Origin of the sequence: Paenibacillus sp. FSL R5-0527 (assembly GCF_038008055.1) — a bacterium.
Lineage (GTDB): Bacteria > Bacillota > Bacilli > Paenibacillales > Paenibacillaceae > Fontibacillus > Fontibacillus macerans.
The window spans coordinates 7,038,864-7,053,666 of the sequence record NZ_JBBOYI010000001.1 but is presented as its reverse complement, the minus strand read 5'-3'; the positions used below and the strand labels follow the sequence as shown (position 1 = coordinate 7,053,666).

Here is a 14,803-nt window from a genome sequence, read left to right as displayed (position 1 = left end):
TTTTGCATTGTCGGAATGCCGCTGCGGGATGAGATGGATGGGTACTACGTTATACAGCAGACTCCGAGCGGATATTTCCGACATTATTTAAAAACCCAGCTTTTCGAATCAATACTGTTGCCCACCTATTGCCCATCGGAACTCTAACGGTTGCAGTAGCGGCTATTTTACGAAAAAGGGCCTTTTCGAAATTCTAGCGGTTATGAGCGCCCTTATCTGCCTGAATCTAAGCAAAATCAGCCGGGTTTCAGTGAAATAAGCGACGTGGCATCCGTTACAGTTTGAAATCAACGTTTTTGGAATAAATAGCGGTTGTGGCAACCGTTAGAATTGTTTCGTGGTCGGAAATGTATCTGTCAGACTAGAGTTTGTTGCAGTATTAGCGGGAAATCCCCGGGTAATGACGTTTAATGTCATTTGAGTACGTTACAGGTCAGAAGGGGCCAAGCTTGTTCCGCTAAAATGTCGAAAAACCGATTAAGCAAGTCCAACGGGCCGGATGCTGCGTTTTTCGCTTTTTTGATGCCCCTGGAGCACGAATATTTTCGCCCCTGGTCGATCACACTGAAATTGATTGGGGAAACCCTCTTGGCAAATGATCAAAATATGGTATAATGAGAATAAAGTCAAAGAAAGTCAAAGTCAACAGAAGCCCGGTGGCGGCATATGCTGCTGATAGCCGGTAGAACAGTACAGCATGAGTTTTTAGGAGCTTCACGTTTGGAACAATGGAGGATGAGTGAATGCGTAATATCTCAGATATCATTGAAAAATATCTCAAGAGTATTTTGCATGAAAGTCCTGAAGGAACGATAGAAATTCAGCGTAACGATCTTGCCGACCAGTTTTCCTGCGTGCCGTCGCAGATCAATTACGTGATCAGCACACGGTTCACGCTGGAGAAAGGGTACCTTGTCGAAAGCAAGCGCGGCGGCGGCGGTTACGTGCGGATTCGGCGGATTGAGCTGCCGGGTCCAACCTCGCTGCACACCCACCTGCAGCAAACGATCGGGGACGAGATCGGGCAGACCGCGGCCGAAGGGCTCATTTATCAACTGGAAGAAGCCCGGTTCTTAAGCCGCCGGGAAGCGGCGCTGATGCGTTCCGCCATCTCCCGTGACGTCCTGGCGATCAAATTGCCGTACCGCGACCAGATTCGGGCAAAACTAATGAAAGCGATGCTGATTGCTTTGTTGAGTTAGGGGCAGCGTTAGGTTTAAGTGCATGTTCAAAAAGTTCGGTTTTCAGCACCGAGAAGGTTGGATGAAGCCAGGGACCGAGGAGCGGAGCGTACGTTTTGGGTACGTGAGCACCGGAGGGCCCGGCTGAATTCAAGATTCGATGCCGAGTTACTTCTTGAATTCACTTCGTGATCAAAAGCGGACTTTTTGAACTACCTTTTTAAGCAGTCTATCCCATAAAGGAGGGACACCTATGCAATGTCAAGAATGCGGCAAGCGCCCGGCAACCCTGCATTTCACCAAAATCGTGAACGGGGAAAAGACGGAGTTTCACATTTGCGAGGCCTGTGCCCGTGAAAAAGGGGAGATGCTTCCGGGGACCTCGGGCGGTTTTTCGATCCACAACTTGCTGTCGGGTTTCCTGGATTTGAGCCCGTCAAGCAAAGGCCAGATTTCCGGAACCAAAAGTCCCGAAAGCGTACGCTGTGAAGAATGCGGCATGACCTACTCCCAGTTCAGCAAAATCGGCCGTTTCGGCTGCAGCTCTTGTTACAAATATTTTAACGACCGCCTGGACCCGCTCTTCAAGAGAGTTCACGGCAACACGGTCCATGTCGGGAAGGTGCCGAAGCGGACCGGCGGCCACATTCAAGTCAAACGCAAGCTCGACGATCTTCGACGCGAGCTGCAGTATCGGATCCTTCAGGAAGAATTCGAAGAAGCCGCAGCGCTGCGGGACCAGATCCGCGAGCTTGAGAAGAATATTTCCGCAGAGTAGGAGGGATGCAGGGTGTCAAAACTCCGTTTTACAGAACAGCCGCTAAGCGAGTGGATGAGACGGGAGGGCAAACAGTCGGACATCGTCATCAGCAGCCGGGTGCGGATCGCCCGCAACCTCCAGCACCAGCCTTTCCCGATGCTGGCCACCAACCAGCAGTCGGAAGAGGTGCTGAAGCAGCTGCAGACCGTGCTGTCCGACGAGCGCTTGAAGTCCTACGGCAAGCTTCATCCGGTCCTGCTTGCGGACCTCGACGAGCTTGACAAACGGGTGTTGGTGGAAAAGCACCTGATCAGCCCCAACCTGGCGAACGAAGCCAGAAACGGGGCGGTGTTCATCAGTGAAGACGAAAGTCTCAGCATTATGGTGAACGAAGAAGACCACCTGCGAATCCAATGTTTGTATCCGGGATTCCAGGTGCAGGAGGCTTGGGAGAAAGCGACGGCGATCGACGATATTTTTGAAGCTCATGTCGATTACGCTTTTGACGATCGCCGCGGTTACTTAACCAGCTGCCCGACGAATGTCGGCACCGGCCTGCGGGCTTCGGTGATGATGCACCTTCCGGCATTGGTACTAACGCAGCAGATCAGCCGGATTTTGTCGGCGGTGTCGCAGGTGGGATTGACGGTGCGCGGCATCTACGGGGAAGGCAGCGAAGCGACGGGGAACTTGTTTCAAATCTCAAATCAGATTACACTAGGACAAAGCGAAGCGGAGATTATAGAAAATTTATACGGGGTTGTCCTGCAGATCATTCAGCATGAGAAAACGGCCAGAGAGAAGCTGATCGGGGAATCTCGGCTTCGGATGGTGGACCGGGTGATGCGCTCCTACGGGATATTGTCGCACGCCGCCATCATCGATTCCAAAGAAGCCGCGCAGCGGCTGTCCGACGTCCGGCTCGGCGTGGATCTCGGACTGATCGATTCGGTACCCACGGAGGTGCTGAACGAATTAAACGTGCTCACGCAGCCTGGTTTTTTGCAAAAGAAATTCAGCGGGAGCATGTCCCCGGGAGAAAGGGATATGTACCGCGCCAAACTCATTCGTGAACGAATGGGGAAATAAAGGGTAAATTAACTATGGAGGTGTAGGAGAAGATGATGTTTGGAAGATTTACGGAACGCGCCCAGAAGGTGCTGGCCTTAGCTCAGGAAGAAGCCGTAAGGCTTGGACATAACAATATCGGCACAGAGCACGTGCTGCTTGGCCTCATTCGCGAAGGCGAAGGCATTGCCGCCAAGGCTTTGATCGGGCTCGGACTTGGCCTGGAGAAAATCCAGGACGAAGTTGAAACCTTAATCGGCCGCGGACAAGAGCAGCCCACCAATATCGCCTATACGCCGCGCGCCAAAAAAGTAATCGAACTGTCGATGGACGAAGCGCGCAAGCTGGGCCATACTTACGTCGGCACGGAGCATATTTTGCTCGGGTTGATTCGTGAAGGCGAAGGTGTCGCCGCGCGCGTACTGAACAACCTTGGCATCAGCCTGAATAAGGCGCGCCAGCAAGTGCTGCAATTGCTCGGCAGCAGCGAAGCCGTCTCCAGCCATCACGGCGCGCCGGCCAATGTCAATACGCCAACCCTGGACAGCTTGGCCCGCGATTTGACGGCCTCCGCCAAGGAAGGCAACCTTGATCCGGTCATCGGCCGCAGCAAGGAAATTGAACGGGTTATTCAGGTGCTCAGCCGCCGGACGAAAAACAACCCGGTCCTGATCGGGGAGCCGGGGGTCGGTAAAACGGCGATCGCCGAAGGCTTGGCGCAAAAAATCATCAACAACGAAATTCCCGAAACGCTACGCGACAAACGCGTCATGACGCTCGATATGGGCTCCGTCGTAGCGGGAACCAAATATCGCGGCGAATTTGAAGACCGCCTGAAAAAAATCATGGACGAAATCCGCCAGGCCGGCAACATTATCCTGTTCATCGACGAGCTGCATACGTTGATCGGGGCCGGCGGCGCGGAAGGCGCGATCGACGCTTCGAACATCCTGAAGCCGGCGCTGGCCCGCGGCGAACTGCAGTGCATCGGGGCGACGACGCTCGATGAGTACCGCAAGTACATCGAAAAAGACGCCGCGCTGGAACGGCGCTTCCAACCGATTACGGTCGACCAGCCGTCGGTGGAAGAAGCGATCCAAATTCTGCACGGGCTGCGCGACCGCTATGAAGCGCATCACCGCGTGAAAATCACCGATGAAGCGATTGATCAAGCCGTTAAGCTGTCCGACCGCTATATCCAGGATCGCTTCCTGCCGGACAAAGCGATCGATCTCATCGATGAAGCCGGGTCCAGAGTAAGGCTCAACACCTATACGGTACCGCCGAATCTGAAGCAGTTGGAAAGCCGGCTCGAGGACATCCGCAAGGAGAAGGACGCGGCCGTACAAAGCCAGGAATTCGAAAAAGCGGCGGCGCTTCGTGATACCGAACAGAAGATCCGCGAAGAGCTTGAGCTGACGAAAAACCAATGGAAAGAAAAACAAGGCCGCACCGATTCCGAAGTGACGCCGGAAGATATCGCCCAGGTTGTCGCCAGCTGGACGGGAATCCCCGTGAACAAGCTGAAGGAAGAAGAAACGGAACGCCTGCTCAATATGGAGAGCATTCTGCATGAACGGGTGATCGGCCAGGATGAAGCGGTGAAAGCCGTGAGCCGGGCGATCCGCCGGGCTCGCGCAGGCCTGAAGGACCCGAAACGGCCGATGGGTTCGTTTATCTTCCTTGGTCCGACAGGCGTCGGTAAAACCGAGCTGGCCCGGGCACTGGCCGAAGCGATGTTCGGCGACGAAAATGCGGTCATCCGCATCGATATGTCGGAGTACATGGAGAAACATTCGACCGCCCGCCTCGTCGGAGCGCCTCCGGGATACGTCGGCTATGAAGAAGGCGGCCAGCTGACCGAGAAGGTGCGCCGCAAACCGTATTCCGTCGTGTTGCTCGATGAAATCGAGAAAGCCCATCCGGAAGTGTTCAACATCCTGCTGCAGGTGCTGGAGGACGGCCGGTTGACCGACTCCAAAGGCCGGGTCGTCGACTTCCGCAACACGCTGATCATTCTGACTTCGAACGTGGGCGCTGAAGCGATCAAGCGCAATACGCGCCTCGGATTCACGGCGGTGCAGGATGCGGGAGCGGATTACGACAACATGAAGGGCAAAGTGATGGAAGAGCTGAAGAAGAGCTTCCGTCCGGAGTTCCTGAACCGGATCGACGAGATCATCGTGTTCCACTCGCTGGAGCAAGAGCATATCGGTCAAATCGTCTCGCTTATGTCCGACGAGCTGCGCAAGCGGCTCCGTGAATATGACGTTGACTTTACGCTGACCGATAAAGCGAAGGCGTTCCTGGCCAAAGAGGGCTACGATCCCGCTTACGGGGCGCGGCCGCTGCGCCGGGCGATCCAGAAGCACATCGAGGACCGCCTGTCCGAAGAGCTCCTAACTGGCAATGTCAAGAAAGGCGATTCGCTGACGATCGACGAACAGAACGGCGAATTGACCGTAGAGCGCACAGGAACTTTTGTCAAAAATGCGTAAATCAGGCTAAAAAGTCCTTGACTTTTGCGTATGGCCTAAAAAAGAACCATGTTTAAGCCGATGAAATATATGAAAGGCAGCTTCCAAACGGTGCTTTGGAGCTGCTTTTTTTCATCCAGTTTCTTTTTTTGCAAAGGCTTTAAAAACTTTACGTGAATTCTCAAAGAATGGTAAAATTTGAATATACATCAGCGGAACCGGATTTGCAAGATTTGTCATATTTTGCGTCGATGAGAAGGAGAGATAAATGGTTAAAGTAAAAACAAAGTTTTTTTGCGGCGAATGCGGCTACGAATCGCCCAAATGGTACGGCAAGTGCCCGGGGTGCGGCGCGTGGAACTCAATGGTGGAGGAAACGGTGAAAACCGTCAAAACGCAAGGGCTGAATTCCGGGTTATTTCATGCGAAAGAAAAGCCGCTTTCGATCATAAATATAGAGAGCGGCAAGGAACCCCGGATTCAAACGGGAATCGGTGAGCTGAACCGGGTGCTTGGCGGGGGAGTTGTCCCCGGGTCGCTGGTGCTCGTCGGCGGAGACCCCGGAATCGGCAAATCGACGCTGCTGCTGCAAACGTCTCATGAATTGGCCCGGTCCGGGCTTAAAGTATTGTATATCTCGGGGGAGGAATCCGTACGCCAGACCAAACTGCGGGCGGAGCGTCTCGGGGCGCTTTCTCCCGAACTGTTCGTTTTGTGCGAAAGCAGCATGGACGGCATCGAAGAGGCGATCGAAGGCGTTGCGCCGGATTTTCTCGTCATCGACTCGATTCAGACGGTGTACCTGCCGGAAGTGACCAGCGCGCCGGGCAGCGTATCGCAGGTGCGGGAATGCACGGCCCGGTTCATGCGCATCGCCAAAGGGCAGGGAATCGCCACCGTGCTGGTCGGACACGTGACCAAGGAAGGCGCGATCGCCGGCCCGCGGCTGCTTGAGCATATGGTCGACTGCGTGCTTTATTTTGAGGGGGAACGGCATCACTCTTACCGCCTGCTGCGGGCGGTCAAAAACCGTTTTGGCTCGACCAACGAAATCGGCATTTTCGAGATGAATGAATCCGGCCTGACCGAGGTCGCCAACCCGTCGGAGCTGTTCCTGTCGGAACGGCCGCTTGGGGTGGCCGGCTCCACGGTCGTGGCCAGCATGGAGGGAACGCGGCCGATGCTGGTGGAACTGCAGGCCTTAATTGCGGCCACGCATTTTCCCTCCCCGCGCAGGATGGCGACCGGCGTGGATCATCAGCGCATGAACCTGATTCTAGCCGTGCTCGAAAAAAGAATGGGCATGTTCCTGCAAAATCAGGACGCCTACGTCAATCTGGCCGGCGGCGCCAAGCTGGATGAACCGGCGGTGGACCTGGCGATCGCCGTCAGCGTGGCGTCCAGCTTCCGCGATATACCGACCAAGCCGTACGACGTCATTTTCGGAGAGGTGGGCTTGACCGGCGAGGTAAGGGCGGTGTCCCGGGCCGAGCAGCGGGTCAAGGAAGCGGCCAAACTGGGCTTTAAGCGGGTGATTTTGCCGGAGAAGAGCATGAAAGGATGGAAAGGACCGCAAGGAATCGAGTTGATTGGCGTAAATACCGTTGCAGATGCGCTAGCTGTTGCGTTAGATTAGGGGGCATTGAATGATGAAAGAAACTACCCAAACGGAAAAAATGAATGAATTGCTGAGGCTAGTCGCTCCGGGGACGGCCTTTCGCGACGGGCTCGAAAACGTGCTCCGGGCCAAAACCGGGGGGCTGATCGTCGTCGGCTACAGCCCGGAGGTGATGGAGGTCGTGGAGGGGGGCTTCTCCATCAACTGCGACTTTTCACCGAACTATCTCTATGAGCTCGCTAAAATGGACGGGGCGATTATCCTCAGCGAAGATTTAAAGCGGATTCTGTACGCGAACACGCAGCTGATCCCGGATTCCTCCATCTCCTCCGCGGAAACGGGGATACGTCACCGCACCGCCGAACGGGTGGCCAAACAGACCGGCAAGCTTGTCGTTTCCATCTCCCAGCGCCGCAACATCATTACGCTGTACCAGGGAAACATCCGGTACGCGCTTAAGGAAATCGGCGTTATTTTGACCAAAGCGAATCAGGCGATTCAAACGCTGGAAAAATACAGAGCGGTGCTCAATCAGGCTTTGACCAATTTAACCGCCTCCGAATTTGAGGAGCTGGTCTCATTGCCCGAAGTGGTGAACGTGATTCAGCGGGTGGAGATGGTGATCCGCATCAAGATGGAGATCAAGCGGTACATTAACGAGCTCGGGACGGAGGGGCGCCTGATCAGCATGCAGATGGAGGAGCTCGTCAGCAATATGGAGGAAGAAGCTTGGCTGTTGTATAAAGACTACGCCAAAGAAGACAGCGACGAGGCGATTCGCGAGATTATTTTGGGCCTCAAGCGGTCGACTGATGACGAACTGCTTGATGACAATCACATTACCCGGCTGCTCGGTTATCCCGCAGCGATGGCGACGTCCGAGGAACTTATTTCTCCGCGCGGCTACCGGGTGCTGAATAAAATCCCGCGTCTGCCGAACGTGATCATTCACAATTTGGTGGAGCGGTTCCATCAGCTGCCGAACGTCATGATGGCCAGCATCGAGGAGCTCGACGAGGTGGACGGGATCGGCGAAGTTCGGGCACGGGCGATCAAGGAAGGGCTGAAACGCCTTCAGGAACAGGTATTCATTGACAGACAAATTTAATTCCCCTATCATCTGCGGATGTTGTTCGGGAATATCTTTCGAGGTGAAAGAAATGTTTACGAAATCGATTCCGAACATGTTCACCTTGGGGAACATGCTGCTCGGAATGCTGGCGATCATAATGGCGCTGGAAGGACGTTACAGCTTAGCGGCCATTATGGTGATCGTCGCCATGCTGCTCGACGGATTGGACGGACGGGTCGCGCGGGCGCTGAATGCCCAAAGTGAATTCGGCAAAGAGCTCGATTCCTTATCGGACATTATTTCATTCGGTGTCGCTCCTGCACTGATAATGTATTTGGTCTCTTTTCCGGAACTTCAGCCCGGTTTGGCGTGGGTGGTGACGGCTCTTTTCCCGATGTGCGGAGCTTTGAGATTAGCAAGGTTCAACGTGCAAAAGGGAGCTCCGGGATATTTTGTCGGATTGCCGATCCCGGCGGCGGGCGGTGTGGCGGCCACCCTGTCATTGTTTAATAAAGATATCTCGGCGGTTTATTGCGCAGCGGCCATGGTTTTGTTGTCTTATTTGATGGTCAGCACCGTCAGGTATCCGAATTTCAAAAAAATCGGCCTGCCGAAAAAAGCGGTCGTATATACGCCCATCGTCGTCATCGCCGCCGTTGTGCTCGCCGTGGCTTTTCCGGATCAGCTTTCCAAGCTGATTTTCATTCCGCTGCTGCTGTACGCCGCCTATGGTCTGCGGCAAAATATCGGCAGGGTGCTCCGCCGTAAACGAAGAGACGAAAACGAAACGGAAGAATTGTATCGGCCGAAACGCTGATATGCGAAAAAAGGCATGGATCTCCGCCGGACGGAAGGATCGATGCCTTTTTAAGTATAAGTATGATAAGCGATGCTGCGGTTGACTTTACGGCATGAGAAACCCTCTCTGTGACCAAATACAAAAGTACAGTTCATTTATCGCAAATCTCCGTTTTTGGGCGATTGAAATGCAAAAGTACATCTGAATATCGGTAATTTGAAGAAAAAGTGACTTTTAACCGGAAATGAACTGCACATTTGCATTTGACGAGCCGATTCAGGGGCACTTAGGCGAAAATGGCCTGCACTTTTGCGTTTCGTGGATTGTTAAGCGCCTCCGTTTCACCAGCAGTCCCTTACGATAAATTGAAAAGTCCCAACGTGGCGCATTTCTGGGATTCCCGCTCGACGATCTCGTCCATTTGAATCCCGAGCAAATTGCAAAGGGCGGACATATAGAAAAGGTTGCGTCCGAGCTCATTGATAATGGCGTCTTTGCAGTTTTCGCATAACTCGCCATGAACATGCTTGGCAATCGTCTCTTTCGCGTGCTGCAAATCCATGCCCGGCTCGAAATCCTGCTTGGTGGCATGCAGCTCGATGCAGCCGCATTCGGTGACGGACTTGGTCACGGAACGGACGGCGGCCGCGTTGGTTTGTCCCATTTTCGACAAAACATCCAGCAAACTGCGGTGACGGAGCAACAGTTCGGAAACTTGTTCTTGAAAAGACTGAAGGCTTGGTGCGCTCATTATCCATCCACCTCAATATTTATGAATTGAATTCATTATATGCCACATTTTCCCCACTTATCAACCAGAAATCCCGTAGCGATGGGCCTTCTCCTTCATATCGGCCGTTTGCCGTTTCCTAAAAAAAGTTATTCTCCACCGATTACGTCTCCAAAATTTGGATCATACTGGATAACGAAGATAGTTATTCAGGAGGTGAAGATAGACGTGCTGAAAAAATACTTACGGATCGCAGCCGGCCTGTGCGGCGCATGGTTCGGGTACACCGAGGGCGGATTGCTGGGCGTGATGCCGGAACCGGTTCGTTCCTGGTCCGATGGCATGAGCCCTTTGGCGGTGAACCTGATCATGGCGGCTGCCGGAGCCGCGCTGTTCATGTTCCTGTTTTCGCTGGCTGCAGATGTCGTATCCGCGAGAATTAAAGCGTGGATCGCCGCGTTGACCCGGATTCCGATGAATGACATGGCGGCCGGCGCGACCGGATTGACTGCGGGACTTCTTCTTTCTTTAATGGTCTATCCGCTTGCGACCTGGCTCGGATCTCTGGAGAGCTTCGCCCGGTTCGCCGTATCGGCGCTGTTTGGGTACATGGGGCTTTGCGTTGGACTTGCCAAGAAGGAAGAATTGTCATCATTCTGGAAATCGGGAAAATGGGGAGGCACCGTCCCCGAGGATGAACACGGGTCTAAAGAACATAAAATTTTGGACACGAGCGTGATTATCGACGGGAGAATCGCGGATATTTGCAAAACCGGATTCATTGAGGGGACGATCGTGATTCCCGAATTTGTGCTGGAGGAACTGCAGCATATCGCCGACTCCTCGGATTTGCTCAAACGCAACCGGGGGCGCCGCGGCCTGGACATTTTGAACAAAATCCAAAAAGAGCTGGACGTTAAAGTCATGATTTATGAAGGGGATTTTGAAGAGATCTCCGAGGTTGACAGCAAGCTGGTCAAATTGGCCAAGGTGCTGCAGGGCAAAGTCGTCACCAATGACTTTAACCTTAACAAGGTATGCGAGCTGCAGGGCGTGTCGGTGCTGAATATCAACGATCTTGCCAATGCCGTGAAACCGGTCGTGCTGCCGGGCGAGGAAATTATGGTACAAGTCATCAAGGACGGCAAGGAGCATGGACAGGGCGTGGCTTATTTGGACGACGGCACGATGATCGTTGTTGAAGGCGGACGCGATTACATCGGGATGATTACGGAGGTTCTGGTGACCAGCGTGCTGCAGACTTCGGCGGGGCGGATGATTTTTGCCAAGCCAAAACTGTTGGAAAAAGCCCAGTAATTCGGTATGATGGGAATAAAAGCGCCGGGGGCGGGCCCCCCGCGTTTTATTCTGGGCTAAGGTGAGGCAGATAACGATGGCGGCTGGGCAAAAAGGAATTTTCGGAGCGGTGGTGGTGGCGGCGGGACGGGGAAGCCGGATGGGAATGCGCGAAAGCAAGCAGTACTTGATGCTTGAGGACAAGCCGATCTTCATCCATACCCTCGAGGCGTTCGACCGCCATCCCGAGATCGCCGAAATGGTGCTCGTCACCGGCGGGCAGGATGTGGACCGCTGCCGGTCCTGGATTGCCGAATTCGGCATGACCAAACAAGTGCAAGTAATTCCGGGCGGCGCCGAGCGTCAGCAATCGGTATACCAGGGGCTGCTGCATATCAGCGCGCCATGGGTGCTGGTGCATGACGGCGTCCGCCCTTTTGTTACGCGGGAACAAATCAGCGCCTGCTGCGAGGCGGCCATCGAGCATGGAGCGTCCGTACTGGCCGTTCCGGTGAAGGATACGATCAAGCAGGCCGACGGCCGGGGCTGGGTCGCGTCTACGCTGGACCGCCGCGTGTTATGGGCGATTCAGACGCCGCAGGCTTTTCGCCGGGACGATCTGCTGGCCGCGCATGAACGGGCCGAGCGGGAGGGCTTCACGGGCACCGATGACTCGATGCTGGTGGAGCGGCTTGGCCTTCCGGTCAAGCTCGTTGAAGGCGCGTACAGCAATATCAAGATTACGACGCCGGAAGACCTGGACTATGCGGAGTTTATCCGCGGGAAGGGGCGCCCGGAAGTGAGGGAGCGCCCGGAAGGAGGGAACACCCGGGAGTGAAGGAGCAATAGACTTGTTGTAGTCACAATACTTTCGGGATTTTCCGGCAGAAGTACAGGTTATCGATGGGGCTCCGGAGGCGGCGGAATTCTAACGGTTGCAGCAGCCGCTATTTTGCGAAAAAAGGCCTTTTTTATATTTTAACGGTTGTCAGTGCCGTTATCAGCCTTAATTCGGGGCAAAAAAGCCAGGTTTAGGCGAAATAAGCGGCATGGCATCCGTTAGAACTTGAAAACAATGTTTTTGGGACAAATAGCGGCTGTGGCAACCGTTAGAAAATTTTGTAGCTAGAAACGCAGCTGGTCAGATTTTTAGCGAACGTTAGTGCGTCGCTAGATGTGTTTTGTAAAAATTCGCAGGGAGAGGGATTCACACATGTTTATTGTGGGACAAGGTTTTGACGTGCATCAGCTCGTGGAGGGCAGGCCGTGCATCATCGGCGGAGTAACGATTCCGTATGAAAAAGGGCTGCTTGGACATTCGGACGCCGACGTGCTGCTGCATGCGGTAAGCGACGCGATTTTGGGGGCGCTGGGGCTTGGGGACATCGGACGCCATTTCCCCGATACCGACCCGGCTTATAAGGACGCGGACAGCGTCAAGCTGCTCGAACGCGTCTGGGAAATGGCCGTGGAGAAAGGATACCGGCTGGGGAACCTGGACGCCACCATCATTGCCCAGAAGCCTAAAATGGCGCCGTACATTCCGCAAATGGCGGAAATTATCGCCCGGGCGGTCGGGTCCGACCCGCAGCGGGTCAACGTGAAAGCCACGACGACGGAGCAGCTCGGCTTTACCGGCCGGGGCGAAGGGATTGCCGCCCAATGCATCGTTTCTCTTGTCTCCGACGCGGTATCATTTTAAGATTATTGAGTTTCGATATATAATACGTGTTTTCGCGATAAAAAGATGACTTTTTGAACAACCTTTTATAGAGTTTTTGAGCGTGACTGTTTATAATCGTATACATCGTGTATTTATAGGGAGGGGATTGTGATGACAGAGGTTCGCGTGCGTTACGCGCCGAGTCCGACGGGTCATTTACATATCGGAAACGCCAGAACGGCGTTGTTTAATTATTTGTTTGCCAGACATCACGGCGGGAAATTCATTATTCGGATTGAAGATACCGACGTGAAACGGAACGTGGCCGGCGGCGAAGAAAACCAGCTGACCTACCTGAAGTGGCTTGGTATGGATTGGGACGAAAGCGTCGATGTCGGCGGGGAATACGGGCCATACCGTCAGACGGAGCGGCTTGATCTGTACCGTCCGCATGTGCAGTACCTGCTTGACCGGGGACTGGCTTACCGCTGCTATTGTACGGAAGATGAACTGGAAAAAGAGCGCGAACAGCAGATGGCGCGGGGCGAAACGCCGCGTTATTCCGGGAAATGCCGCCATCTGACGCCGGAGCAGCACGCTGCCTACGATACGGAAGGACGGCCGTACAGCATCCGTTTCCGCGTTCCGGAAGGGCGCACCTTCGCGTTTGACGATTTGGTCAAAGGCACGATTTCGTTCGAGTCGGACATCAGCGGGGATTTCGTCATCGTGAAAAAAGACGGCATCCCGACCTACAACTTTGCTGTCGTGCTGGACGACCATCTGATGAAGATCAGCCACGTGCTGCGCGGGGAGGACCACGTGTCCAACACGCCGCGCCAGCTGATGATTTACGACGCATTTGGCTGGGAGCCGCCGGTATTCGGGCATATGACGCTGATCGTCGGCGAGAATCACAAAAAGCTGAGCAAGCGCGACGAATCGGTCATTCAGTTTATTGAGCAATACGATCAGCTCGGTTATTTGCCGGAGGCGCTGTTTAACTTTATCGCCCTGCTGGGCTGGTCACCGGAAGGCGAAGAGGAGTTCTTCACCAAGGAAGAGCTGATTTCGATCTTTGACGCGGGCCGTTTGTCCCGCAGCCCGGCGGTTTTCGACACGAACAAGCTGGCTCATCTCAACAACCATTACATTAAAAACGCCGATCCCGAGCGGATCGCCCGCCTGGCTATTCCGCATCTGCAGAAGGCCGGCCGGCTGCCGGCGGAGCTGACAGCCGAGCAGGAGGCTTGGACCAAAGCGCTGGTCGCGTTGTACCAGGAGCAGATGACGGCGGCTTCCGATATCGTGGCGTTGTCGGAACTGTTTTTCCGCAGCGATCTGGAGCTTGAGGAAGAGGCGGCCGCCGTATTGGCGGAACCGCAGGTGCCGGCGGTGCTGAGCGCCTTCCTCGCCAAGGTGGAAGGGCTGGGCGAATACACCGTGGAAAATATCGCCGCCGCGATCAAAGAGGTGCAGAAAGAAACGGGCAGCAAAGGAAAAGGCTTGTTTATGCCGATCCGCGTGGCGCTGACCGGGCAGATGCACGGCCGCGACCTGAACCAGACGATTTTCTTGCTGGGTCAATCCAAGGTTGCGGATCGTCTTAAGGCGCGGATCTCCAGCCTGTAGCTATACTAATCTGCGACGGCCCCGTGTTTTTTTAATTCTTGTCAGTTCATGAGCCTTTAGGTAATATAAAGGCAGACATACAACATCATTTAAGGCGGGCGAAGCGACGAAAGGGAAGCTTGACGGCCGCCTTAATTTCCACCGGCATAGATCGGGAGAAGTACGCTTGGAAGCCGTATTCACCAGAGAGGATAACCGGGACCCTTCATGCGGACCGCGCACAGAAGAATCCAGGCTGGAAGTTATCCGGATACGCCCGGCGGAAATGCACCCGGGAGCTGCGGAAGCGAGCACGCCTTGACCTGGCGAGGTAGCTTCCGCCGTTTCGTCCGCGTTAAGGACGGCGAAGAGGGAGGGGGTCCGCCGCTCTGCCGGCCGCTCAAGCTCGATGCTGAAGTTCGGCCCAAGCTTGGGGCAACACGGACCGCACCGGGCGCCTGTCCGGGCGGTCTGCGGCCTCGGGCGCTGTGCGCCTGGCGCGCTGGCGAAGGATTGTACGGCCGCCCC

The 14,803-nt window shown here is 54.6% G+C and carries 12 protein-coding genes; 11 read left to right on the top strand and 1 reads right to left on the bottom strand.

Translation table 11 applies throughout. The annotated features are described in order from the left end of the window. Positions 1-743 precede the first annotated feature (743 nt). The 7 genes from NYE69_RS31960 (at position 744) to pssA (ending at position 8,993) form a co-directional block, all read left to right on the top strand. The gene (locus NYE69_RS31960; RefSeq protein ID WP_036619456.1) at positions 744-1,202 is read left to right on the top strand and encodes a CtsR family transcriptional regulator; all 459 of its coding nucleotides are present in this window, start codon (positions 744-746) and stop codon (positions 1,200-1,202) included. Positions 1,203-1,434: 232 nt separating this feature from the next. Next, positions 1,435-1,959: a UvrB/UvrC motif-containing protein gene (locus NYE69_RS31955; RefSeq protein ID WP_036619458.1), complete on the top strand. Its 525-nt coding sequence runs from the start codon at positions 1,435-1,437 to the stop codon at positions 1,957-1,959. A gap of 12 nt (positions 1,960-1,971) precedes the next feature. Beyond that, entirely contained in the window at positions 1,972-3,030 is a 1,059-nt protein-coding gene (locus NYE69_RS31950) for a protein arginine kinase (protein WP_326043860.1), read from the top strand. Between the two features lie 32 nt (positions 3,031-3,062). Then, a complete protein-coding gene (gene clpC / locus NYE69_RS31945) occupies positions 3,063-5,507 on the top strand; it encodes an ATP-dependent protease ATP-binding subunit ClpC (protein ID WP_240752096.1) in 2,445 nt (814 codons plus the stop codon). Positions 5,508-5,754: 247 nt separating this feature from the next. Further along, on the top strand, positions 5,755-7,122 hold the full coding sequence (gene radA / locus NYE69_RS31940) for a DNA repair protein RadA (protein WP_328270177.1): 1,368 nt from the start codon (positions 5,755-5,757) through the stop codon (positions 7,120-7,122). A gap of 13 nt (positions 7,123-7,135) precedes the next feature. After that, a complete protein-coding gene (gene disA, locus NYE69_RS31935; RefSeq protein WP_036619465.1) occupies positions 7,136-8,212 on the top strand; it encodes a DNA integrity scanning diadenylate cyclase DisA in 1,077 nt (358 codons plus the stop codon). 52 nt (positions 8,213-8,264) lie between these two features. Further along, complete coding sequence (pssA, locus tag NYE69_RS31930) at positions 8,265-8,993, top strand: CDP-diacylglycerol--serine O-phosphatidyltransferase (protein ID WP_124333527.1); 729 nt, start codon at positions 8,265-8,267, stop codon at positions 8,991-8,993. Between the two features lie 337 nt (positions 8,994-9,330). Here pssA and NYE69_RS31925 read toward each other — a convergent pair whose 3' ends face one another. Further along, a complete protein-coding gene (locus NYE69_RS31925) occupies positions 9,331-9,726 on the bottom strand; it encodes a DUF1573 domain-containing protein (RefSeq protein WP_155621148.1) in 396 nt (131 codons plus the stop codon). Positions 9,727-9,933: 207 nt separating this feature from the next. On the opposite strand from NYE69_RS31925, the gene NYE69_RS31920 reads away from it, so the two are divergent. The 4 genes from NYE69_RS31920 (at position 9,934) to gltX (ending at position 14,296) form a co-directional block, all read left to right on the top strand. Continuing rightward, the gene (locus NYE69_RS31920; RefSeq protein ID WP_036619470.1) at positions 9,934-11,022 is read left to right on the top strand and encodes a PIN/TRAM domain-containing protein; all 1,089 of its coding nucleotides are present in this window, start codon (positions 9,934-9,936) and stop codon (positions 11,020-11,022) included. Between the two features lie 76 nt (positions 11,023-11,098). Next, entirely contained in the window at positions 11,099-11,839 is a 741-nt protein-coding gene (gene ispD, locus NYE69_RS31915; RefSeq protein WP_328270175.1) for a 2-C-methyl-D-erythritol 4-phosphate cytidylyltransferase, read from the top strand. A gap of 375 nt (positions 11,840-12,214) precedes the next feature. Beyond that, positions 12,215-12,703, top strand: a complete 489-nt coding sequence (ispF, locus tag NYE69_RS31910; RefSeq protein WP_328270174.1) for a 2-C-methyl-D-erythritol 2,4-cyclodiphosphate synthase — start codon at positions 12,215-12,217, stop codon at positions 12,701-12,703. Positions 12,704-12,832: 129 nt separating this feature from the next. Further along, complete coding sequence (gene gltX, locus NYE69_RS31905; RefSeq protein WP_328270173.1) at positions 12,833-14,296, top strand: glutamate--tRNA ligase; 1,464 nt, start codon at positions 12,833-12,835, stop codon at positions 14,294-14,296. Positions 14,297-14,803: the final 507 nt, after the last annotated feature.